Here is a 23,095-nt window from a genome sequence, read left to right on the forward strand (position 1 = left end):
TCTTGCCGTTTCAATCGACCTTGCCCTTCGACACGTCCGGTGCGCGTGTCGACGCACTCGCGCTGATGCGCACCTTGCCGGCGCGCGAAGGGCACTGGGACGAATTGCGCGATTCTTCCGGCCAGTTGCGCGAGCCCTGGCGCCAGTTTTTCGAATTGCTCGGTGAAGACGGTATCGAGCATCTGGATGAAGGCGTGGCCGCCGTTGCGCAGCAGATTCGCGACAACGACATCACGTACAACGTCTATGCCGATAACGGCGAGCCGCGCGCGTGGTCGCTCGACCTGCTGCCGCTTCTGATCGACGAAGAAGAGTGGGCCGTGATCGAGCGCGGCGTCGCTCAGCGCGCGCGTCTCATGGAAGCGATCATGGCCGATGTCTACGGCCCGCAGACGCTGCTGCATCGTGGTCTCTTGCCCACCGCGCTCGTGTTCGGACATCCTGGCTATCTGCGTCCCGTGAAGGGCTACGTACCGCCTGGCGGGCGCTTTCTGCAGATCGTCGCGGTCGATCTCGCGCGCACGCCAAAGGGCACATGGACGGTCATGGCGCATCGGACCGAGGCGCCTTCCGGCCTCGGTTATGCGCTCGAAAACCGGCTCATCGTCGCGAGTCTTTTTGCCGATCCGTTTCGCGCCATGCGCGTAAGCCGTCTCGCGCCCGCTTATGCGCAACTCATCGCGACGCTCGCACGCGCCGCACGCGCCACCATGCGCGACGACGATGGCGAACACGAAGAGACTTCTCCCGATGCACCGCATATCGCGCTCTTGAGTCCCGGACCATTCAGCGAGACTTACTTCGAGCACGTGTTCCTTGCGCGCTATCTGGGCGTGACGCTCGTGGAAGGCAAGGATCTGACGGTGCGGCATGACAAGCTCTATCTCAAGACGCTCGCGGGTTTGTCGAGAGTGCATGCAATATTACGGCGGCTCGACGACGCATTTTGTGATCCAGTCGAGTTGCGCGGCGACTCGACCATCGGCGTGCCAGGACTGCTGCAGGTCATGCGCGCGGGCAACGTGATGGTGTCCAACGTGCCGGGCGCGGGCTTCACCGAATCTCCCGCGCTCAATGCATTCCTGCCGGGTATCGCCGATGCCTTGCTCGATGAGTCGCTCGACTTGCCGACCGTGCCGACGTGGTGGTGCGGCGAGCCCGCCGCGCGCGAGGAAGCTTTCGAGCAACTGGACCGAGCGTTGCTCGCGCCGACGTGGCCGGGCGCGCAAACCGACCATCCGCCGGGCATCGACGCGGGCGTGCAGGACCTGGCGGAATGGCGCGAACGGATTGAACGCTCGCCGGATGTTTTCACCGTGCAGGAGAACCTGCAGTTTTCGAGCGCACCGCGTTTCAATGATGGCGCGTTGGGTTCGCGTCCCTGTGTGCTGCGCGTGTATGCCATTGCGAACATCGACGGCGGCTTCAGCGTCGTGCCGGGCGGCTTCACGCGGCTTGCCGCGGACCGGCGTGCCACGGTGTCCATGCAGTTCGGCGGCAGCAGCGTGGATACGTGGGTGCTGTCGAGTCAACCGGTGCCGGCCGCATCGCTGTTGCCTTCGCCGATGAAACCGGGCGACGTGCGCGCGCGCCGCACGGTGTCGAGCCGCGCGGCGGAAAATCTTTTTTGGGCGGGCCGCTACAGCGAGCGCTCGGAGAACAACGTGCGCCTGTGCCGCCTGCTTTTGGGCACGCTCGAAGTCAACGACAACGGCGATCTGTTCCCGACGCTTGCCGACTTCGCGGCGCAATGCGGCCTGATTCCATCGATCGATACGCCCGCGCGCAGTTCGCCGCAAGCCTTCGAGCGCGCATTGGTGATGGGTCTTGCAAACCGGTCGACGAGCATTGGCGGCAATCTCGCGGATCAGGCGCGCGCCTCGGGCGAAATTCGCGACCGTCTTTCCAACGATCACTGGCGCAACATTCTCGCGTCGCGTAACGATTTCCGCGATGCCCTCGCGCGGCTTGCGCTGCCTTCGGCGAGCGGAAGTCCGAATGCGAGCGGAAGCGGCGAGTCCGCGCCGCCGGTCAGCAGGCACTACGACCGCGTAATGCTCGCGAATGCGCTCGAACATCTGGCGACGCAGCTATCCGCCATCAGCGGTGCGCAAGGCGACCGCATGACGCGCGACGAAGCGTGGCGGCTGCTCTTCATTGGCCGGCATATCGAACGCGTCGCGAACATGGCGAGCTTCGTGCGCGTGGCTGCCGAGCACGGCACGTTGACCACACCGGCAGGCTTCGACTTGTTGCTGCAGCTTTTCGACAGCACGTTGACGTATCGATCGCGCTATCCGGGACGGCTGGAAGTGCCGGCGCTCATCGACATGATCGTGCTGGATGAAACCAACCCGCGCGGCCTCGTCGGCGTGTATGTCCGCTTGCGCAAAAAGCTCGATGAAATCGCGGCGGCGGCGGGCGGCGCGCGTCGAACGCATTTTGCATTCATCATGCCGCATGCAGAATCATTTCCGAGTCTCGAGTCGCTGTGCGAGACGGACGAAGACGGCCGCTTCGCCAATCTGATCGAACTGTGCGACCGGCTAGTGAGTGCCGTGGGCGTGGCTTCGAACGAGGTAAGCGCGCGTTACTTCAGCCATGCGAACACGCTGGCCTCGCAGGTATCTTCATGACCGTATCCAGCAACCCCGAAGCCACGACGCTCGCGGTCACGCATCGCACCACGTATCGTTATTCGACGCCTGTCGAGATCGCGCAGCATCTCGCGGTGATTCGCCCGTTGCATTGCCCGTGGCAACAGGTGATCGCGCACACGGAGCGGATCGAGCCGGTGCCGTCTTATGTGCACAGCCGAGTCGATGCGTTCGGCAACGACGTGCTGTACTTTTCGCTCGATGCGCCGCACGAGCGTCTTTCGATGACGAGCGAGACCACGGTGCGGCTCGTGCCGCGCTGGAATGCGTTCGATCCCGCCGAAACGCCGCCGTGGGAAAAGGTCGTGCAGCGCCTGCAATACCACGCGGGCGCGCGGTTCTTCGCGGAGAGCGAGTTTTGCTATGCGTCGCCGAACATCGCGCTCGATCAGGCGTTGCGCGAGTACGGCGCACAGAGCTTCGAGGCCGACACACCGCTCGTCGTGGGTGCAATCGATCTGATGCATCGCATTCATGCGGATTTTGAATACCGCCCGTCGTCGACTGCGTTCGATACACCCGCCACGCGCGCCTTCGACTTGGGTCACGGCGTATGCCAGGACTTCGCGCAGGTGATGATCGGTTGCCTGCGCTCGCTCGGCTTGCCGGCGCGCTACGTGAGCGGTTACTTGCGCAACGACCCGCCGCCGGGCCAGACCCGGCTGATCGGTGCGGATGCCTCGCATGCATGGGTTTCAGTGCATTGCCCGCAGAGCGGCTGGGTCGATCTCGATCCGACCAACGACGTGCTGGCGGATCTCGATCACATCACGCTCTCCACGGGGCGTGACTACACGGACGTGTCGTTATTGCGCGGGATGATCCTCGGCGGCGGGTCGCACCACATAGACGTGGCGGTGAACGTGCTGGCGTTGTAAGTCTGGCATTTTGCATTCAACAGACCGCATGCAGAATGCCCTATTCATCAGCGCACTCATTCGCCTTCTGGAAAGTCCGCGCCCAGCGTCACCGCTTCCCAGCCATCGAAGTCCTTGCGCAGGGCTTCGACTTTCAGGCGCGCGTTGGTGAGCGCGGCCTTGCCGAGCAAGAGCCGCAACGGCGGATTGTCGCTTTCGACCGCCTTGATGATCGCTTCGGCGGCACGCACCGGATCGCCCGGCTGCTTGCCGCTGTAGTTGCGCACCATATCGACGCGCGCCTTCGCGGTCTCGGCGTAATCGGCGATGGTATGCGGCGCCTGATTCGCCGAGCGGCCCGCCCAGTCGGTGCGAAACGGTCCCGGCTCGACGATGAGCACCTTGATGCCGAGCGGCTTTACTTCTTGCGACAGTGATTCCGACAAGCCTTCGACCGCGAACTTCGTCGCATGATAGAAGCTGATGCCCGGGAACGCGATGATCCCGCCGACCGACGAAATATTCACGATGGTCCCGCTCTTTTTCGCGCGCATGCCCGGTAGCACGGCTTGGGTCATATCGACCAAGCCCCAGACGTTGATTTCAAACATCTTGCGCACTTCTTCGCTTTCGCTTTCTTCCAGCGAGCCGAAGTAGCCGATGCCCGCGTTGTTCACGAGCACGTCGATGCGGCCGAACTTGGCCGTCGCATCGCGCACTGCGGCTTTGACCTGAGCAGGGTCGGTGACATCGAGCGTGAGCGCAAGCGCCAGATCGCCGTACTCCTTTGCAAGATCTTCGACGGCCGCGACGTTGCGCGCGGTGATCACGGTCGGGTAGCCGAGGCCCAAGGTCTTGGCGGCGAGTTCACGGCCGAAGCCGGTCGAACATCCGGTAATGAACCAGACGGGTTTGTCAGCGGTCGTTGCCATGTGCGATTCTCCGTTAAAAAACGTTATTCATGAGCAATTCGCGAGCATGATCCATTCCCCGCTTGTGCGACAGCGTCTGGAGATTCAAGCCCTTATAAGCGCCGCTGACAGACAAAGACTTCAAAGCGCCGGACGAATCAGCATATCGACGCTTGGCCTATGTTCGATGTCTTGCTGCGAAGTCGCGAGCCCGTCACGCTCATCGCGAAGAAAGTCGATGAAGGCGCGCAGCTTCGGCGCGACATGACGGCGGTCCGGGTAATACAGCGTATAGCCGGGCAGTGGCGGGCTCCAGTCGGCGAGGAGGCGCACGAGCCGGCCTTCCTCGATGAATCGCTCGATATAACCATTGATCATATAAGCGATGCCGATGCCATCCAGCGCCGATTGCACGAGCGCAGCCGAGTCATTGAGAATGAGCCGACCTGTCACGACGAGATCGAGCGATTCCCCATTCTTCCTGAAGCTCCAGCGCTCGATCTGTCCGGTGCTGATCAGACGAAAGCTTATACAGTCGTGCGCCGCCAGATCATGCGGATGCTTCGGAACGCCGCGCCGTGCAAGATAGTCAGGCGATGCGACGATATGCGCTTCGATGGGCGGCCCGATCCGTACGGCCACCATATCGCGCTCGACACGATCGCCAAAACGAATGCCCGCGTCGAAGCCGCGCGCCACGATATCGACGAGCGAATTGTCGATGCACAGGTCGACGCGAATCTCCGGATAACGATCGAGAAAGCGGCGTAACACGGGCTGCAGCACGATCATATGACCCGAGCGCGCCACCGTTATGCGCAAGGTTCCGGACGGTCGTTCGGCCGCCGCGCCGAGTTCTTCCGAAGCGAGCGCGAGTTCGCGCACTGCGGGCAAGACGCGTTCGAAGAATTTTTCTCCGGCTTCGGTAAGGCTCACGCCGCGCGTATTGCGCGAGAACAACGCGAGGCCCACGCGCTTCTCAAGTGTGCGAATAGCCTGACTTACGGCGGAAGGCGACACGCCAAGCCGCACGGCAGCGGCGGAAAAGCCCTTTTCCTCGGCTACCGCGACGAACGTCATGATGCCGTCCAACTGATCCTGATGCATGCACGCATTCCTCGAACGATTATCGGCGCTTCCTTGCAAGCCACGCGAGCTTGAACATCTGGTAAGGCGCTTCGAAGCAGGGCATGTTAGCAGCAGCGGACGCTACCGGCAGGAGTGAAGGGATGCGTCAAGCACGAATTGCCATGCAGGCTTTTAAGGCTGGCTGAAAGCGCGCCGGGGCTGCATGCGCTAAGGTAGAGGGCTTGGTTGCCTACACGCTTGTTCGCCTTGAATGGAGAATCACACGATGGAATACGTGAAACTAGGCTCGACCGGACTCGAGGTCTCGCGCCTGTGTCTTGGCTGCATGACGTTCGGTGTGCCGGAGCGCGGCACGCATCCATGGACGCTCGACGAAGAAAAGAGCCGCCCGATCATTCAGCACGCGCTGGACGCGGGCATCAACTTCTTCGATACCGCCAATACCTATTCGGATGGCACATCGGAAGAGATTGTCGGCCGCGCATTGCGCGACTTCACGCGACGCGACGACATCGTGATCGCAACGAAGGTCTTCAATCGCATGCGTCCCGGTGCGAACGGTGGTGGCTTGTCGCGCAAGGCTATCTTCAACGAGATCGATAACAGCTTGCGCAGACTCGGAACGGATTACGTCGATCTCTACCAGATTCATCGATGGGATTACACGACCCCGATCGAGGAAACCCTCGAAGCGCTGCATGATGTCGTGAAGGCGGGCAAGGCGCGTTATATCGGTGCGTCTTCAATGTATGCGTGGCAGTTCAGCAAGTCGCTGTATCTTTCGCGTGCCAAAGGATGGACCGAGTTCAAGACCATGCAGAACCACTTGAACCTGCTGTATCGCGAAGAAGAGCGGGAGATGCTGCCGCTTTGCGTGGATCAGGGCATCGGCGTATTGCCGTGGAGTCCGCTTGCACGAGGACGCCTGACGCGCGACTGGGATGCGACGAGCGCAAGACAAGAGTCGGATGCATTCGGCAGCACGCTGTATCGAACGGACGATGCGGACCGTGCAGTGGTCGAAGCCGTTGCCGCCGTCGCTCAAGCGCGTGGAGTACCGCGTGCGCAGGTTGCATTGGCTTGGGTTGCGCAGAAGACGCCTGTGAGTGCGCCGATCATCGGTGCGTCCAAGGTGGGACATATCGACGATGCAGTTGCTGCGCTCGAATTGAACCTGACCGACGAGGAAATCGCGCAGCTCGAAAAGCCTTACGTGCCGCACGCGGTGGCCGGGTTCAAGTAAGCGTTTCGGCGTCAATGGCTGCGTTGTCCATGAGATGACGCAGCCATCGTCGAGGATGCTAAACCTCGCTCGCGGCTTTTCGCGTGACGGCCGAAAGGCGCGACCTGACGAAGCCGATATGTTCGCGCAAAACGTAAAGCGCATCCGCATACGCAAGCGGCACTTTGAGCGTGTTCAACGACTCCTCGATGTAATCGAGTTCGACCAGCAGGCCCTTGCGCTCTTCATCGTTCGACATTCGCATGGCGCCGCGTTCGACCGCCAGCAACGCGCCGTAGTAACGATAGATTCGCGACCTCACGCGCCATCGATACAAGCCTGGCACGATCCGCAGCGCCGGAAAAATCAGCACCGCCACGGGCAGCAACAACACGAGCGCGCGATCCGCGATATTCGCAAGCCAGAACGGCAGCACGCGGTAAAAGAAGCCCTTGCCGGAATGGTAATAACGGTTGGCGTCCTCGCTGATCGGAAACTCATGCGCGACGAAATTCGGAAACTGTCCGCCGCGTTGCAAGAGTCCGGGCTTGCCATGCACTTCCTGCGCGGCTTCGATCAATAGATCGGATAGCGCGGGATGCAGCGTTGGACGCGCGACGAGTTCGACGGTTGGCGCAACCAGATGCACGGTCTCGGACGGCACGCGACGGCCCAGATCGAGCACGCCTGGCGGCAGATCGATCTCATCGAGATAGGGAAAAACACGCGTATAAGCGCGCGCTTCCTGAAAGTCCATTACCGAGACGCCAGGTACTTTCAAGATGCGCAGCATGAGTGCGCGTGTGGCGGAATCGCCGCTTAGAAAGACGGCATCGACCTGATTGCTGACGAGTTGCGTGGCCGCGTCCAGGCCGTCTGTTGCAAATAGCTCAGTGCTTCCACCCGGTCTGATGCCATTCGCTTCGAGCAGCTTGAGCGACAGCATGCGCGTGCCGCTGCCTTCACGGCCGATTGCAATGCGCTTGCCTTCGAGTTGCGAAAGCTGCGTCAGCCCCTTGCCGCGATAGAACACGACGAGCGGGACATACGACACGCTGCCGAGCGATATCAACGATGACGCATGCTCCTTGCTCGCCACGCCACCCTGCACGAGCGCGAGATCGATTCTCTCCTTCGGATCGAGCAGACGATGCAGGTTCTGCACCGAGCCATCCGATGGCATTACCTTGAGCGTGACGCCGTTTCTCGCGAGGATCTTCGCGTACTCTTCGGCGTAATAGTAGAACGAGCTGTCGGTTTGTCCCGCGCTTATGGTGATGGTGCGAGGCGGCGCGGGATCGAGGAGCCAGAAGACCAGCGCCCCGGCGATGGCAAGCGCAAGCACGACAGGCCCGGCAGTCCAGGTGAGATCGTGCAGCACGCTATGCGTATGTTCGTGTGGCAGATACGGGCGCTTCGCGTCTTGCCGCTTCATGAGTGAGCGACCCTGAAGGTCCGGCAAGCACAGGCATGATTGACCATGGCGAGTCTCGTTGATGAGCGGCGTTGACCCGCAGTGTACCGCTTACAGGCGGTAAGGCATGCCCGTCATGCCTGTCATGCTCGCCGCATCACGCCCAATGCGCGGGCACCCAGAATCTGCCGACCCAGTGCGCGGGAACCCACACGGCAGGGCGCGGCGCCGGTGCGACATAAACCGTCGCTGCGGGCGGCGGCGGAGTCGCGACGACGGGCGCTGCGATCACCGTCGTCGTGCTGGCCGTCACGGTGCTACCCGTGACCACGGTGGCGCCATGCGAGCCGCTGCTGGCCACATAAGCACCCGACGTACCCGATGTCACCACGACGCCCGGCGCGACGCTCGTAGCGCTTCCTGAGTGCGTTACGCTGCCGCCGCTCGCGGTGTTCACCGTGCCCGAGCGATTGCAGGTGTAGCCCGCGCAATTCGTGGATGCGTTATGCGTCGAGGTGTTGCCGTTGGGTCCGGTCACCGACCTCGTCGATGAGTACTGGCCGACGCCGTTGCGCGTGACGGTGCTGTCGGTGGTGGTGGTCTTGCCGTTCGGCGTGGTCATGTTGCCGGTGTGATTGCAGCTGCCGCCGGCGCAGTTCGTATCGCCGGAGTGCTGCACGGATCGTCCTTCCGGACCCACGGCGGTGCCCGAGTTCGCGAACTGCCCGGTGCCGGTTCGCGTGACCGTGCCGGTGTTGGTCGCCACGCCGCCCCACGGATTCATGTAGCCGCCGGCATGCGAGCAACTGCCGCCACCGCATGAACTCGCGTGCGCGCCGTTATATTCGCCACGGCCGGTGTAGGCGGAGCCTGAGCGGGTCCAGCCCGCGAAGGCCGAGCTGCTTGCAAATGCGAGCGCCGCGGTGGTGACAATCACGAGTACATGACGCAGCGCGCGAGCAGTCGCATGCGTGCCGGATGGGTTCGATACGGTGACGTCTGATCTGCTTTTCACGGGAAGTCCCTTCGATTCGTGGGTGGCGATGCAGATCACTATAGGGAAAGCGTCTCGCGCAGTCTCTTCCAAACTTATTTCACGAGATGTCGCGCCGACGCGAAATCGCGCTTTGCGTCACACTAGGGCCTCTTCGTTAGCAGCAGAGCCATTCATCATGTCTATCGCGTCTACTTCTTCGGTCCGCGTCGCCATACTCGACGACTACCAAAATGTCGCACTCAAGCTCGCAGACTGGTCGCCGCTCAAAGGCCGCGCCGAGATCACCGTCTTCAACGATCACATCGCCGAGCGCGATGCTTTGCTCAAGCGCCTCGAACCCTTCGATGTCATCTGCGCCATGCGCGAGCGCACGCCGCTCACGCGCGACATCATCGAGCATTTGCCAAGGCTCAAGCTGATCGCATCGACGGGTGCGGCGAATGCATCCATCGATCTCGACGCAGCTGGCGACCGTGGCGTCGAGGTCAGGCACACGGGTTACTCGTCGACAGCCACTATCGAGTTCACCTGGGCGCTCATCCTCGCGACGATGCGCAACATTCCCGCCGAGAATCGTTCGTTGCAAAGCGGCGGATGGCAGGTTGGCCTCGGCACCGAACTCGCGGGCAAGACGCTCGGGCTTCTGGGTCTCGGGCGTATTGGTTCGGCAGTCGGCGTGATCGGCCGCGCGTTTGGCATGAACGTGATCGCGTGGAGCCAGAACCTTACCGAGGAACGCGCGCAAGAGAAAGGCGTGCAGCGCGTCGATAAGGAAACGCTCTTTCGCACGTCGGACCTGGTGTCCATTCACTTGCGGCTATCGGAGCGCACGCGGCATCTCGTGAGCGCGCCTGAATTCGCGCTGATGAAGCCGACGGCGCGGCTCGTGAATACGTCGCGCGGGCCTATCGTCGATCATGCCGCCTTGCTCGATGCACTCACGTCGAAGCGAATCGCAGGCGCGGGGCTCGACGTGTATGACGAAGAACCGCTCGCCGCGGACGATCCACTGCGCTCGCTGCAGAACGTGCTTGCAACGCCGCATATCGGCTATGTCACGGAAGAGTTGTATCGCACGTTCTATAAAGACACGGTGCGCAATATCGTCGAATGGATGGATGCAACCAAGGCGTAGTCATGGTTGCTTCGGCGGCTGCGGATTGCGTGCAGGGTTCGTATCGATCTTTCTGATCTCGCTGATCGCTTCGCTGTTCAGCGCGATCAGGTCGGCTTCGAGTGCATCGGCGAGCCGCTTGTCATAGACCTCTTGCCCTTGCACATGGAAGGTGAACCACTCGATGTACTTGGCCTTCTTCACCGGGTCTTCAATGGTGTCGCGCGTCCATTGATAGAGCGGATAGTGTTCCGTTCCCTCGCGTTCCGCTTCGGCGACGTAGCCCGCGAAGGCATCGAACTGACATTGCAACTCGGCGTCATGCGTTCGCAATAGCGAAGCGAGCGGCGCGAGCGCAACGTCATCCATGTTTTGGCGAGCCTTCGTCGCATAGTCCGGCGCGAGCCTGATTCTTACCTGATATTGCCATGCATCGCTCATGATGCGCTTCTCCCTTTAGTCCTTTCAGATTCGAAAGCAGTTGCGCGAACTGCGCGCGTGTCTCGCTTCAAATACACTACACTTCCTCTCGCATCGTCAGAAGCTTGAAGCGACGATGCCCGTCCATGCAGGCGACGAACAAGAGGAGGGTAACGATGAGCCTTCAGCACTCGATGTTCTGCCCATGCTGCGAAGTCATGCAGCCGGGCGTCGCAAGCCGCCGTCGCTTTCTCGCGATGGCCACGCAGAGCGCAGCGGCGCTCGCACTGTTCCCGCATCTTGCTTATGCAGACGACAGTGTGCCATCTCTATCCTTCGACTCCATACCCTATCCCGTGCGCTTGCCGACCGACATGTACCTCGGCGAATGCTCGGGCGTTGCGGTCAATTCGGCGGGGCACATCTTCGTTCTTTCGCGCGGTAACAGCACAGGTCCCGCGTATGGCGCGGCGGCCGCGCAACTCCTGGAGTTTGATCGCAATGGCCGCTTCGTGCGCGAGATCGGCCACAACCTCTATGCGTGGTCGTTCGCGCATACGGTCAAGATCGACCGGCACGACAACATCTGGGTGACGGATAAAGGCTCCGACATGATCATCAAGTTCACGCCTGAAGGACGCGTGGCGATGGTGTTCGGCCGCAAGCAGGAAGCAGCGGACGAAGAAACCGCGCCGCTCAAGCATCCGAACCCGCCGCTGGCTTCGGAGCCGGGACGCTTCAGGCAAGTGACCGACGTTGCGTGGGACACGGCAGGCAACACTTATATAAGCGATGGTTATATCAACTCGCGCGTGGCGAAGGTCGATAACGACGGCAACTGGATCAAGTCGTGGGGTGAGCGTGGCAAGGCGCCGGGGCAGTTTCATACGCCGCACAGCATTGCCGTCGATGCAAACAACATGGTGTACGTCGCCGATCGCAGCAACCGTCGCATTCAGGTCTTCGACACGGAAGGCAACTTTCAGCGTCAATTCACGATCGACGTACCCGTACCGCCGGATGCGCGTCCTGCTATTGGCAACATGCCGGATGAAGCCGCGATTGCGGCGGGCACTTTCGCGCCCGGATCGCCCTGGGCCATCTGCATCTCACCGGGACCGAACCAGGTGCTCTATAGCGCCGATGCCTTTCCAGGCCGCATCTACAAGCTCTCGCTCGACGGCAAGCTGCTCGGCGTGCTTGGCCGTGCCGGCAAGCAGTTGAAGCAGTTCGGCTGGATTCACGAGATGGCGTGTCCATCGGAGAACACGCTCTTCGTCGCGGAACTGCTCAACTGGCGCGTGCAGAAGCTCGTGCTTCATGCATAGACGCTATGCTCAGTTTTGCTTGCCCCGCATCGACATGATCGGTTTGGGCAGCGGGTCCTTACCGGTTTCACGCCATGCGCGCAGCGTATCGAGCGCGACTGAGTTGCGTACATAGCGATGCCATACGAAGGCGAGATCGAATATCAGAATGGCCAGCCACCACGCATAGAGAAACAGCAGCGCACCGATCACCACGGGCCATAACGGCTTGTTTGCGAGGTCGCCCCAGAGTCGCACGCCGACGATGAGGATTGTCATCAACGTGCCCGCCGCGACGAGCACGCGGCGTCCCCATCGCGGTTTGCGCGGCGCGAACCATCCCGTCAGCGCGACGATCAGCGCGGCCAGGGTGAACATGATTTTCCCGGTGAGCGCGCTGGGCGCATCGCCATCATGCGTGACTGGACTCGCGAGGAACTCGGCAACGCCATTCAGGATCACGAGCCAGAAGATGGCGACACCCGCGACGAATGCAGCTAGCGCGACGAGACGCCAACGTAGCCGTGCAACCGGATGCGTGGCGCCGCTCGCCTTGACGAGCCGCGGTATGCGTGCGGCCACTGTCGTGCCCATCAGAAGACACGCGAGCGCGAACACCGAGCGCGTCAGGTATATAAACGCTGGCGCCGTGCTTGCGCCGCCCGCACCTGAGGTGGCCGTGACTGCCTTGTAGATGAAGAACACGGCCATGAGATGAAGCGCGAAGCTGAGCAGATAAGGAATCGCCGTGCCGACCATGCCGCGTAACGGCAGATTGCCCGGCGCCTTCGCGGTGTTCTTGCGCAGCACCACGTCTTCGATGAAATGGCCGAAGACATTCGAGTCCGTCCAGTAATCCGTATGCGCCTTGCCCGGCAGCCAATAGCGCGAGAAGCCGATGTCGTGCTTGTCTGCATCGAACTCGAAAGCCTCGCAGCCGCGCTGTTGCAGAAAGTCGCGGGCGGTATCGAGCGCGAAGCCGACCGGATCGCCGAAGTCATAGTAGTTGCGCCAGCGGATACGCGAGGGCAGTGTCAACGGCCCGCCCGGACGATCGACTTGCGTGATGCACTCTCCTTGCACTTCGCTTCGAAGTTGCATGCCGTCCCAGAGTCTTGGCCACAAGAGGATGTGTTTGTCGATGGGTGAACCGATCGTCATGAAGCCGCGCAGACTCTGCACCCAGCTCGTATCGATGACTTGCTTGTGGTCTTTGGGGTCCGCTGCCGTCGGAGCGGAAAGCGCCTGCAGAATGCCCAGAAAACTGATCACCGTACCTTCGCTGTGCGCGACGATATACACCTCGGGCGGACACTGACAGCGCTCGGTGACGAGCGCGACGAGACGCTCCATCACGCGATGAAACCGGAACACGATGGTGTCGCGATGCTGCTTGAAATCCGCGACAAGCTGCACGTCGCCCACATAGTCGCGCAGCACGGGCGCCAGATCGAACTTGAAGATGCCGGCCTTCTCGGTCACGGCAAGCAGGCTTTGCATGATGGCGACGGTTTCGACCACTTCTTCCACCACACCCGCGGCGAGCGAGAAATCGGCTGGCTCCAGCTTGCGATCCGCGACGGTCAGCATGTATGCCGCCTGCGCGCGGCTCACGATGGACAACCCCCAGGCCTTGCTTTCTTCGAGCGTGTCGTCCTGTTTGACCACTTCGCGCGGGATGTCGGCCCAATACACTTCCGCGAAGCCAAGCGCGGAATAGAACTCGCGCTGCTCGGCGGTATAAGGACCGCCTTGCGGCAGATCGAGCTGGCGTACATCCACTTCGCCGACACCCGCGATATCGAAGTATCCCAACGGCATGACGGGCAATGGCGGATCGTAGCGTGCGCCGAACTGGCTCGCGACCGAACGCACGGTATCGCTGTGCAGTTGATTGCCGATGCCGTGTATCGCCACGACGATCTTCTGAACGCGCGGCTCCATGGGGACGTTGGTGGCTTGCTCGAGGTTGCCCGAGTCGGAGGCGGCGGGGCGTGAGGCGTCGTTCATGGGCGTCTCCTGGCGTCGGGGCGCGGGCGCTTGCTGGCTGGACGATGCGGTACGGGCTGTTGCGCCAGATGGAGATTAGTCTATTTTTGTGCGCATGGCTTAGTGTTTTGCATTTTGTGTACCGGCGTGCTGTATGTTGCACGCAAGACCAAAGGTTGTCGTGCGCACGGAGGGTTGCAGGATCACGCTCCGACAGCGGAGAATGCGTGCCGCCGGGGTTTCGGAACGAATTCTAAATACCAAGTAACAAGCAAATGATTGAACTGGATGGATCGGCCGGCGAAGGTGGCGGCCAGGTTTTACGCACGGCGCTCACGCTTTCGCTTTTCACGGGGCAGCCTTTCAGGATCGGGAATATCCGCGCAAGGCGAAGTGAGCCAGGGCTGTTGCATCGACATCTCTTAGCGGTGGCGGCAGCGCAAGCAATATCCGGTGCGCAATGTTCCGGAGCAGACGTCGGATCGCGGATGCTGATGTTCACGCCGGGGCCGATCAAGAGCGGCGAGTACAGCTTCGATATCGGTACGGCGGAAAGCTGCACGCTCGTCTTGCAAACGATTCTGCCGGCGCTTTTATTCGCCGATAAAGCATCTACCGTGCGTATACGCGGCGGCACACACAATCCGATGGCGCCGCCCGCGCATTTTCTGCAACGTGCATGGCGTCGCGCGATGGGCGACATGGGCGCGGTCATCGACATCGAGCTCAAGCGCTTCGGCTTTTATCCGGACGGCGGTGGAGAGATTGTCGCCACGGTGCAGCCGTGCGAGGGCTTGCGTCCGTGCGAGTGGATTGCGCGTGGCGCGCTCGATACCGCGTATGCGGAGAGCTTCATCGCGGCGGCGCCCGCCGGCGTTGCGCAACATGAACTCGACGTGGTTCGTCCCGGCATGGGATGGGACGACTCGCAGCTGCTCGTGCGTGGTCTGGAAGCCGAACCGGGGCCGGGAAACGCGTTGCTCGTCACGCTCGAACATGCGCACGTCACCGAGGTATTTACGGCGTTTGGCGAACGCGCGGTATCGGCGGATAAGGTTGCGCAGACCGTGGTTCGAATGGCGGATCGCTATTTGGCATCCGCTGCGGCCATTGGCGAGCATCTCGGCGATCAGCTCCTGTTGCCACTCGCGCTCGCGGGCGGCGGCCGCTTCACGGTCGAGAAAATATCGATGCACGCAAGGACGAATGCGGAAGTCATCGAGCGCTTTCTGCCGGTGCGCTTCGAGTTCCATGAAGCCGACGATGCGACCGCATCGGTCGTCGAAGTCATGCGTCGCTGATCACCGGGGCATGTGAACGCTTCACATGCCCGAGCAACAATGCGGCGCACTTGTTCGCGCGAGAGCGGCATTCTTTACGTCGATACCGCCATGACTATTCATTCGCATGGCACTCGTCGTTATCGACAGACTTCTTACGGGCAAACATCGGCGAAAGAATACTTCAGGCGCGTATCAAACGTATTCATGCGCGGTAGCGCCGGAGTGAAGCAGGTGCATTGACCTTGCATCTGCGAGCAAATCAAACACGAAGTTAAAGAGCACTATGACCAAACGTACAATCAACGAGTCCGAATTCATCACGCACGACAGTGAGAAGCTTTTCTACCGTCATTGGCCGGCGGCGAAATCGCGTCGTCGTGGCGCAATCGTCTTGCTGCATTGCGGACACGAACATTCGGCACGCGTCGCGCATCTCGTCGATGAGCTGAAGTTGCGTGACTTCTCCTTCTTCGCATGGGACGCGCGCGGACATGGCAAGTCGCCGGGGCCACGTGGATATAGCCCGAGCGTGGCTGCGTCGGTGCGTGACCTGCAGTGCTTCATCGATCATATCCGTGATGCGCACGGCATTGCCGTGGAAGACATCGCTGTTATCGGGCAAAGCGTCGGTGCGGTGCTTGCAGCGACGTGGGTTCATGATTACGCGCCGCCTGTCCGCTGTCTCGCGCTGGCATCGCCCGCATTTCGCATGAAACGGTATATACCGTTTGCGCGGGCTGGGTTACGGCTCGCGCACAAGCTGCGCGGCTCGTTCCATGTGAAAAGTCTAGTGAGGCCCGAGCTGCTCACGCAAGATATAGAACGCATCGCGAGCTATGCGGCCGATCCGCTCGTTACGCGGCCGATCGCCGTCAACATGTTGCTGGATCTGCACGATACGTCGAAGCGTATCGTCGACGATGCCGCTGCCATCACCGTGCCTACGCAAGTGTTGATTTCAGGTGCGGACCGGGTCGTGCAGCGTGCGCCGCAGGACCTTTTTTATGATCGGCTGCGTTCGGCTCGCAAAGAGCGCGTCGTGCTGCCGCGTTTTCGTCACGATACGCTAGGCGAGCGGGATCGCGCCAAGGCGCTGGAACCATTGCGCGCATTTATCTTGCGTGAATTCAATGCGCGCAGCCCGCGTGTATCACTCGTTCACGCGAACAAGCGCGGACCATTCCGCGACGAGTACGAGGCGATGCTGAAGCCTCCAACCAAGCCGTTCGAACGTTTTTATTGGTGGATGAACCGGCTGGCGCTGAGGGCGGGCGGGGCGCTTTCGGAAGGCATCGCGCTTGGTCTTTCGCTTGGGTTCGATTCGGACGCGACGCTCGACTATGTCTACCGCAACGAGGCACGTGGATGCGGTGGCATCGGACGTCTCATCGATCGCTTTTACTTGAATGCGCCAGGGTGCAAGGGTATGCGGCAGCGCAAGACGCATATCGAAGCGCTCCTGGGTCTGGCTATCGCGCGGCTGGTTCGTGAGGGCTCACCCGTGCGTCTCGTCGATGTCGCGGCCGGGCATGGACGCCACGTGCTCGACGCGATAGCAAATTCAACCGACGACGCCAACGTGACCGTCGATCGCATCGTGCTGCGCGATGTGAGTGCGATCAATGTCGAAGCGGGACGTGCTTCGATCGCACGGCGGGGACTCGAGTCGATCGCCCACTTCGAGCAAGCCGATGCCTTCGATGAAGCGTCGTTCACCACGCTCGAACCCCGTCCGACGCTTGCCATCGCGGCGGGTTTATACGAGCTTTACGGCGACAACGCGATGATCGAACGCTCGCTGCATGCGCTTGCGCAAGCAGTGCTGCCGGGCAGTTATCTCGTCTATACGGCACAGCCGTGGCATCCGCGACGCGAATTTATCGCGCGTTCGTCGAATACTCATCGCGGTGAGGCAAGCCGGGTCATGCGGCGTCGCTCGCAGGCCGAGATGGATGAACTCGTCAGGCGCGCAGGTTTCCGCAAGCTGGAACAGCGTATCGATGAAATGGGTATTTTTACGGTGAGTCTTGCGCAGCGGGAAGCGAGGCAATGAGCGATGCGGCGGCCGCTATCGCTGCGCTGCTTTGTGCTGGCGTGGAGTGACTGTTGGCATCGCGGTGGCGTTTAGCGGACTTTGAGCGTCGTGTAAAGTCGTCGCCTAAGCCACCTTCACGGGCTAGTGCAAGCGAACAGTGCACAATGACGCCAAGAGCGACTTTAACCGCGCGCGAATGAAGCACCGTCGCTAGACAAGACCCCTTGCCGCAGAGAGACAAATGAAGAAAGGAAAACCCAAGCTCACCCGCGACGACGCCGAGCGTCTCTTCGAAGGTCTGCCGAAATCCAGCACGAGCGAGCGTAAATCCGGCCGGCCCGAGAATCCATTCGAAGCTGGCGCGTTCGAGCCTGTCGAGCGCATCGACGAAGAAGCCAAGCTCTGGAAAGACAACCTGATCACGCTGCCGATGGCGGTCGAGCTGCCCGCTGGCTATGAATCGGTCGCACGCATGCGCGATGCGATGGCACGAGCATGGCGCCTGAGATGGGTGAGGGAAAGCGGTCACGAAATCGTGACGGAATTTCCTGAAGGATGGTCGGCGCTTCGCCCGGAGAGCGGTCCTATCGAAGTGCGAGATCCGGCGGGCGTGGTGCGCGCCGTGTTTGGTTGGGCCAAGGATGCCGAGTTGCGAATCTTGCCGCGATATTCCCTTGAATCGCAGACCAACGGTTCAAATGGGCTGGGCAGTTTGCTCGTCCGCGATCGATCGAACGGTCAAATTCTCGAAAGATCGTCGACCTGGTCCGCGCAAAGTGGCACTAACCATCCCGATTGGACACGGCTGTCGACGTGGCTCAACTCGAATTATCCATTCCATCGCGATCCTTTACGGTACTGGGCAGACTGCGAGGACAATCTTCAAGGCTAAGACACGGCTTGGCGCTTGATCGAATTTCTTTAGGGAATATCTTGCGACCTGTACGAGCGCGTCTTGCCGTGACACGCTAAGAAAGCACGCGCTTGGCAATAAAGCCCACGCGCCAGACAAACGAAATCAAGCTATTTCGCTTAGCGCACAAAAGGGCCCAGCTACTAAGCGCTGGGCAATCCAGTGATTGAAGGCCACCGGAGGAGGATCGTGGAGACGAGGCGCACAAGACGATTGCGCGCCAGACCTTGAACGAAAACAACTGAACAGATCAGGAGCCGAAGAATACAGGCTTCATGCCGTCGTTGGCATCCGGACGGACGGAAGCGCTGATCTTGTGTCCCACGCGAGCCACTGCATGGTCGAAATTGCGCAGCGTATGGTGTGCGCCCGAAGCCGATGTGCCATCCGCGGCGCCGCCGACATCCGTTGCGTTATTGCCTTGCGCGTTCACACGAGCTTCCGCGGCTTGAATATTGGCCGGATATTGCGTTTGATCGCCGGTGGGGTTGTAGCCGGCTTTTTCGAGCTGAACCAGTTGCGCCTTCACTTCAGCGCGAGTCACCGGCTGGTTCGTTTGAGCGAACGACGACACGGCAGGGATTGCAAGAGCAGCGGCAACGATGAGCGATTGAACGAGTTTCATGATGCTTACCTCCAGGCTTCGTTTTTGCGCAAACACCCGTTTGCGTTTCAGTGCTTGAAGTCTAGGCGGCACGTGCTAGGGAATTAAGTGCGGACTGAACAAGTAATTATTGTTAAATACGCGTTAACCCTCAATAGCCGATGACGCCGTTGCATCGGACGCGCTCGCGTAAAATCGCGTTGCCGCCGTTCTTTCGTTCGAATGACAGGACACCCTATGTTGCAGCCGTTTGCATCATCAGAACCGTTCACGATTGGCGTCGAACTGGAAGTCCAGGTCGTCAATACGCATGACTACAACCTGACGAAGGCGACCACGGAGTTGTTGAACCGCGTTCGAGAGGAAACCTTCGCGGGGGCCATCGACCCCGAGACGACCGAAGGGATGATCGAACTCTCCACCGGCGTGTGCAGGAACTTCGACCAAGTCAGTAACGAGTTGCAGGTGCTTCGCGATACGCTCGTTCGCGCCGCCGACTTTCTCAACGTCGGCGTATGCGGTGGCGGCACCAACTTCTTCCAGAATTGGTACGACCAACGTTCCGATGGACGCGAACGCTCCGAATATCTCATGGGCTTATACGGGGCGCTTTATCAGCAGTTCACCATCTTCGGTCAGCACGTGCATGTCGGTTGCCCGGACGCCGACTCGGCGCTCGTCCTACTGCACTCGCTCTCGCGCTACGTCCCGCACTTCATCGCGCTCGCCGCTTCTTCGCCGTTCGTGCAGGGCAGCGACACGCAGTTCCAGTGCGCAAGACTCAATTCGGTCGCGCCGTTCCCCTTGTCGGGCCAGGCGCCCTTCGTGACGAAGTGGAGCGAGTTCGAACAGTACTTCGAGCGCATGACCAACACGGGTCTCGTCAAGAGTCTGAAGGACTTTTACTGGGACATTCGTCCGAGTCCTGGATTCGGAACGATCGAAGTACGCGTCATGGATACGCCGTTACGCGTGGAACGAGCCGCCGCCATCGCAGCTTACATTCAGGCGCTTTCGCGCTATCTGCTGATCGATAAACCCGTGACGCTGAGTGAACGCGACTACGAGGTTTATCGGACGAACCGGTTCATGGCTTGCCGCTTTGGTCTGGATGCAACATGCGTGAATCCGGAGACGGGGCAAAGCAAACCGATCAGAGACGACATCCTCGCCACGCTCAATGCGATCAGCGGCCACGCTCAGGCTCTCGGCGGCCAAGCAGGCCTCGAATCGATCAGGCGTGCGGTGACGACCGGCACGAGCGATGCCACGTGGTTGCGCCGCGTCTATGGCGCGCATGACTCCTTGCATGAAGTCGTGCGGCAGCAATGTCAGATATGGCGTGGCGCGCAGACGCTCGAATGAACTCAAGGCAATGACTAAAGCGTTAGCCTGAAACCGCGCACCAGCACTCCTGGCAATTGCAGGCCGCCTGTCGAACGTTCGCCCCACGTCGAGTCGTTCAACAGCAGTTCGGGCGTGGCGCCTATCCGGTCGAGTTCGCTTCCTAGCAGCCGATAAAGGCTGTCGTCGAAGCGCATGGCTTCGATGGGCGCGACGATCTCGCCATGCTCGACCCAGAACGTGGCAAAGCGCGTCATGCCGGTCATGCGGCAATCCATCCGGTCGGAGAAGTTCACGTACCACAGGTTGCCGACATAAAGACCGGTGTCGAGCGCGGCGAGCACGTCGCTGTCGGCGAGATCGCCGCCTTGCATCGAAAGCGATATGGGCATCTCATTCGCGGGCGCGCCGTTGGGACGCAAGCCGTATTCGCGGGCCGTGCGCGCGCTGGTGAGTTGCTGCGCGCCGCGGCCTTCTCGAATCAGCGGGACGGTCTCGCGCTCGTAGCCGTCTTCACTAAAGCCCGGTGTAATGCCGAGACCGATGTCCTCGGCGAGCGTGACGCGTTCGTCCAGCGAAGCCTCGCCGCTATTCAGGCGATGAAACTCGCTACGCGATGTTGCCTGCTTGCGTGCCGAAAACGCCGTAAAGGACGCCGTGCCGATGAGTTCGGCAAGCGCGGCCGGCGCGAGCCATGCACGATAATTCCCCGGCGCAAGCGTGCGCGCGGGCCGGGCCAACACCGGCATGCGCGCCGCGGCCTCTTCGACTTTTCTTGCGAAGACTTCGTCGCTCCATTGCTCGCCCGCGTAGGTCGTCTTGATTGCGCGTCCGCTTGCATCGTAAAGCGACCAGCTGAAGTTGAAGTTGTCGAGTTCATGCCAGCCACGGCTCCCATTCGACGATGCAAAGCCGCGCGCCATCGATCCACCGGCATAGAAGCCGACGAAGTCGAGCCGTGCCGCGCATCGTTCGACCACGCTCAAGAGCGATTCGATCTCCGGCAGCGTGCCGCGTCGTCGAGTGGCCTGGGTCCATGTCGCCGTATCGACGAGCAAATGCGGATCGGCGCTGGCGTCTTCGAGTGCGGCCCGCAGCGCGGCGAGCGTCCCGGCGATGGCTTCGTCGTCGGTATGCGCGTCGCCGCTTATCGTGAGCGTGGAATAGGCCTGGCGCTCGTTCCTGATGAGCCGCAGCGTCAACGCGCCCTGCGAGACGTGCCCGATCTGACGGACCTTGCTTGCATTGAAGCGCACGAAGTCCGATTCCTCGGCGGCAAGTGTGGTCAATGCCACTTCGCCTGTGACGAGCCGACGCTCGACGACATCCGCGAGCCGCATGAAGCGAAGTTCCCAGTTTGCCGCGGCGGCTGTCATCGCGTGCCTCCGAACACATCCACGTTGCTGAACACGCATGCAGGCGATGCATGGCCCACGCGCACGATCTGCATTGGCTCACCCTTGCCGCACATTGCCGTGCCGTAGATGCCGCGCGTTCCTTCGTTGCCGACCGCGACCAGGCTGCGCCAGAAATTCGCCGAAATGCCGCGATAGCCCGGTTGGCGAACCACTTGCGTAAGCCGGCCATTCTCGATCAGTTGCCCGAACTCGCAGCCGAATTGAAACTTGTTGCGATAGTCGTCGATGGACCACGAGGTGTTCGTGCGCATCAGAATGCCCTGTTCGATGTTCGCGATCATCTCGTCGAGCGTACTCTCGCCAGCTTCGATATTGAGGTTCGCCATTCGGTCGATAGGCGGGCGGTTCCAGCTCGATGCCCGCGAATTCGCGACCCCGCCGATGCCCGCGCGTTGTTGCGAGAGCGTGCCGCCGAGCGCGCGTTCGAGCACGCCGTTGCGGATCAGATGGTGTTTGCTCGCAGCGGCGCCGTCGTCGTCGAATGCGTAGGTGGCGACCTCAGCGGCCACGCCGGGATCGAACGTCACGTTCAAGAGCGGCGAGCCGTATTGGTAGGTGCCGAAGAACTCGGGCTTCACGAAGCTCGATCCGGCAAAGTTGCGTTCGTCGCCGAGAATACGGTCGAGTTCGAGCGGATGACCGATCGACTCATGGATTTGCAGCATCATCTGATCGGGCATGAGGAGCAGGTCGCGCACGCCGCTCGGGCAGTTCGGCGCGGCGAGAAGCGCGAGCGCTTCGTTGGCCAGCCGCTCGCCGGCGCCATCGAAAGCGAAGCGATCGAGGATTTCGACGCCGCCTTGCGCGATGGTTCCGTAATCGCCGCCCAGCGTGCGGACTTGGGTATCGCCGTGGGCGTGCGCCGCGACCGCCAATTGCGGCATGGCGAACCGGAAACGCTGCTCGATGCGAACGCCGTCGCTCGTGATCAAGGTTTGTTCGCTTTCGATGACCTGCATGGACGCGGTGCGCTCGACGATACGCGGGTCGACGCTCGCCGCGGCGCATTCTTCCGCGAGCCGTTCAAGCCATTCGCGCCGCGCCGGCAGCGTGGCCTCGATGCCGGGCGACGCGTATTCGCCGCTTTGCGATGGACGCGCGGCGAGCCTGTGATCGACGAGCGAGACGCGTGCGCTTGCCTTGGCGCGGCGCGTGGCGAGGTCGAGCGCCGCCTGCAAGCCAGCCGGGGACAAGTCGGCGGTCGCCGCATAGCCCGCGCCGGCGCCGTGCCATGCAGTGAGCATTGCGCCGCGATCGCGCGCGGTGCGAAGTGGCTGGATCACGTCGTTGCGAACCTTGTGATCGTCCGTGCGTTCATCGACGAAGCGCACCGAGTGGAAGTCCGCTTCGCTGGAAAGGGCGCGAACGTGCTCGTCGAGTGATGGACCGTTCATATCGCTTCCGTGTTTTTACCGTCGGGTGCGCAAATGCGTGCGCAGGCAGCGTTAATATGCCATGGCACGGACCAACGCACGCGCGTTTGCGGATGTGTATCCTCTCGATGTCGTCATTCGAGGATGC

The 23,095-nt window shown here is 61.3% G+C and carries 18 protein-coding genes; 9 read left to right on the forward strand and 9 right to left on the reverse strand.

Features of this window, described 5'->3' with window-relative positions:
• Positions 1-2 precede the first annotated feature (2 nt).
• Positions 3-2,636, forward strand: coding sequence for a circularly permuted type 2 ATP-grasp protein (locus tag ACYQ47_RS09660; protein ID WP_459905222.1), 2,634 nt, complete (start codon positions 3-5; stop codon positions 2,634-2,636).
• Entirely contained in the window at positions 2,633-3,535 is a 903-nt protein-coding gene (locus ACYQ47_RS09665) for a transglutaminase family protein (protein ID WP_250494576.1), read from the forward strand. Before ACYQ47_RS09660 ends, ACYQ47_RS09665 begins: the two co-directional genes overlap by 4 nt.
• Before the next feature lie 56 nt (positions 3,536-3,591).
• Here ACYQ47_RS09665 and ACYQ47_RS09670 read toward each other — a convergent pair whose 3' ends face one another.
• Together ACYQ47_RS09670 and ACYQ47_RS09675 are read right to left on the reverse strand one after the other, a co-directional pair.
• The gene (locus ACYQ47_RS09670) at positions 3,592-4,446 is read right to left on the reverse strand and encodes an oxidoreductase (RefSeq protein ID WP_250469371.1); all 855 of its coding nucleotides are present in this window, start codon (positions 4,444-4,446) and stop codon (positions 3,592-3,594) included.
• A 120-nt stretch (positions 4,447-4,566) separates the two neighbouring features.
• Entirely contained in the window at positions 4,567-5,532 is a 966-nt protein-coding gene (locus ACYQ47_RS09675) for a LysR family transcriptional regulator (protein WP_459905224.1), read from the reverse strand.
• Positions 5,533-5,779: 247 nt separating this feature from the next.
• Between ACYQ47_RS09675 and ACYQ47_RS09680 the strand changes: the two genes are divergently transcribed.
• A complete protein-coding gene (locus ACYQ47_RS09680; RefSeq protein ID WP_244830776.1) occupies positions 5,780-6,757 on the forward strand; it encodes an aldo/keto reductase in 978 nt (325 codons plus the stop codon).
• 58 nt (positions 6,758-6,815) lie between these two features.
• Here ACYQ47_RS09680 and ACYQ47_RS09685 read toward each other — a convergent pair whose 3' ends face one another.
• Together ACYQ47_RS09685 and ACYQ47_RS09690 are read right to left on the reverse strand one after the other, a co-directional pair.
• Positions 6,816-8,171 (reverse strand): TAXI family TRAP transporter solute-binding subunit, encoded by a 1,356-nt coding sequence (locus ACYQ47_RS09685; RefSeq protein ID WP_244830774.1) that lies wholly within the window; start codon positions 8,169-8,171, stop codon positions 6,816-6,818.
• 136 nt (positions 8,172-8,307) lie between these two features.
• Positions 8,308-9,165: a hypothetical protein gene (locus ACYQ47_RS09690; protein WP_459905226.1), complete on the reverse strand. Its 858-nt coding sequence runs from the start codon at positions 9,163-9,165 to the stop codon at positions 8,308-8,310.
• Between the two features lie 157 nt (positions 9,166-9,322).
• Between ACYQ47_RS09690 and ACYQ47_RS09695 the strand changes: the two genes are divergently transcribed.
• Positions 9,323-10,282, forward strand: a complete 960-nt coding sequence (locus ACYQ47_RS09695) for a D-2-hydroxyacid dehydrogenase family protein (protein WP_459905228.1) — start codon at positions 9,323-9,325, stop codon at positions 10,280-10,282.
• Here ACYQ47_RS09695 and ACYQ47_RS09700 read toward each other — a convergent pair whose 3' ends face one another.
• Positions 10,283-10,702, reverse strand: a complete 420-nt coding sequence (locus ACYQ47_RS09700; RefSeq protein ID WP_250511055.1) for a hypothetical protein — start codon at positions 10,700-10,702, stop codon at positions 10,283-10,285.
• Between the two features lie 155 nt (positions 10,703-10,857).
• Here ACYQ47_RS09700 and ACYQ47_RS09705 point away from each other — a divergent pair, with 155 nt between their 5' ends.
• Entirely contained in the window at positions 10,858-12,009 is a 1,152-nt protein-coding gene (locus ACYQ47_RS09705) for a peptidyl-alpha-hydroxyglycine alpha-amidating lyase family protein (protein WP_250527678.1), read from the forward strand.
• Positions 12,010-12,018: 9 nt separating this feature from the next.
• Here the strand turns inward: ACYQ47_RS09705 and ACYQ47_RS09710 are convergent, their stop codons facing one another.
• Positions 12,019-13,998, reverse strand: a complete 1,980-nt coding sequence (locus ACYQ47_RS09710; RefSeq protein WP_459905230.1) for an MFS transporter — start codon at positions 13,996-13,998, stop codon at positions 12,019-12,021.
• Positions 13,999-14,252: 254 nt separating this feature from the next.
• On the opposite strand from ACYQ47_RS09710, the gene rtcA reads away from it, so the two are divergent.
• The 3 genes from rtcA to ACYQ47_RS09725 all read left to right on the forward strand — a co-directional run bounded on the left by rtcA (position 14,253) and on the right by ACYQ47_RS09725 (position 18,187).
• A complete protein-coding gene (gene rtcA, locus ACYQ47_RS09715) occupies positions 14,253-15,278 on the forward strand; it encodes an RNA 3'-terminal phosphate cyclase (RefSeq protein ID WP_459905232.1) in 1,026 nt (341 codons plus the stop codon).
• Between the two features lie 265 nt (positions 15,279-15,543).
• Positions 15,544-17,313 carry a bifunctional alpha/beta hydrolase/class I SAM-dependent methyltransferase gene (locus ACYQ47_RS09720; protein ID WP_459905234.1) on the forward strand — a complete coding sequence of 590 codons (1,770 nt, stop codon included), beginning with the start codon at positions 15,544-15,546 and terminating at the stop codon, positions 17,311-17,313.
• A gap of 223 nt (positions 17,314-17,536) precedes the next feature.
• Positions 17,537-18,187 carry a hypothetical protein gene (locus ACYQ47_RS09725; RefSeq protein ID WP_459905236.1) on the forward strand — a complete coding sequence of 217 codons (651 nt, stop codon included), beginning with the start codon at positions 17,537-17,539 and terminating at the stop codon, positions 18,185-18,187.
• Between the two features lie 271 nt (positions 18,188-18,458).
• Here the strand turns inward: ACYQ47_RS09725 and ACYQ47_RS09730 are convergent, their stop codons facing one another.
• On the reverse strand, positions 18,459-18,833 hold the full coding sequence (locus tag ACYQ47_RS09730; protein WP_244830998.1) for a DUF4148 domain-containing protein: 375 nt from the start codon (positions 18,831-18,833) through the stop codon (positions 18,459-18,461).
• 216 nt (positions 18,834-19,049) lie between these two features.
• Between ACYQ47_RS09730 and ACYQ47_RS09735 the strand changes: the two genes are divergently transcribed.
• Positions 19,050-20,177, forward strand: a complete 1,128-nt coding sequence (locus ACYQ47_RS09735; RefSeq protein ID WP_459905238.1) for a YbdK family carboxylate-amine ligase — start codon at positions 19,050-19,052, stop codon at positions 20,175-20,177.
• 14 nt (positions 20,178-20,191) lie between these two features.
• Here the strand turns inward: ACYQ47_RS09735 and ACYQ47_RS09740 are convergent, their stop codons facing one another.
• Positions 20,192-21,532 (reverse strand): TldD/PmbA family protein, encoded by a 1,341-nt coding sequence (locus ACYQ47_RS09740; protein ID WP_310391988.1) that lies wholly within the window; start codon positions 21,530-21,532, stop codon positions 20,192-20,194.
• On the reverse strand, positions 21,529-22,968 hold the full coding sequence (locus ACYQ47_RS09745; protein ID WP_459905241.1) for a TldD/PmbA family protein: 1,440 nt from the start codon (positions 22,966-22,968) through the stop codon (positions 21,529-21,531). Before ACYQ47_RS09745 ends, ACYQ47_RS09740 begins: the two co-directional genes overlap by 4 nt.
• Between the last annotated feature and the right edge of the window lie 127 nt (positions 22,969-23,095).

This window comes from Caballeronia sp. HLA56 (assembly GCF_054655155.1).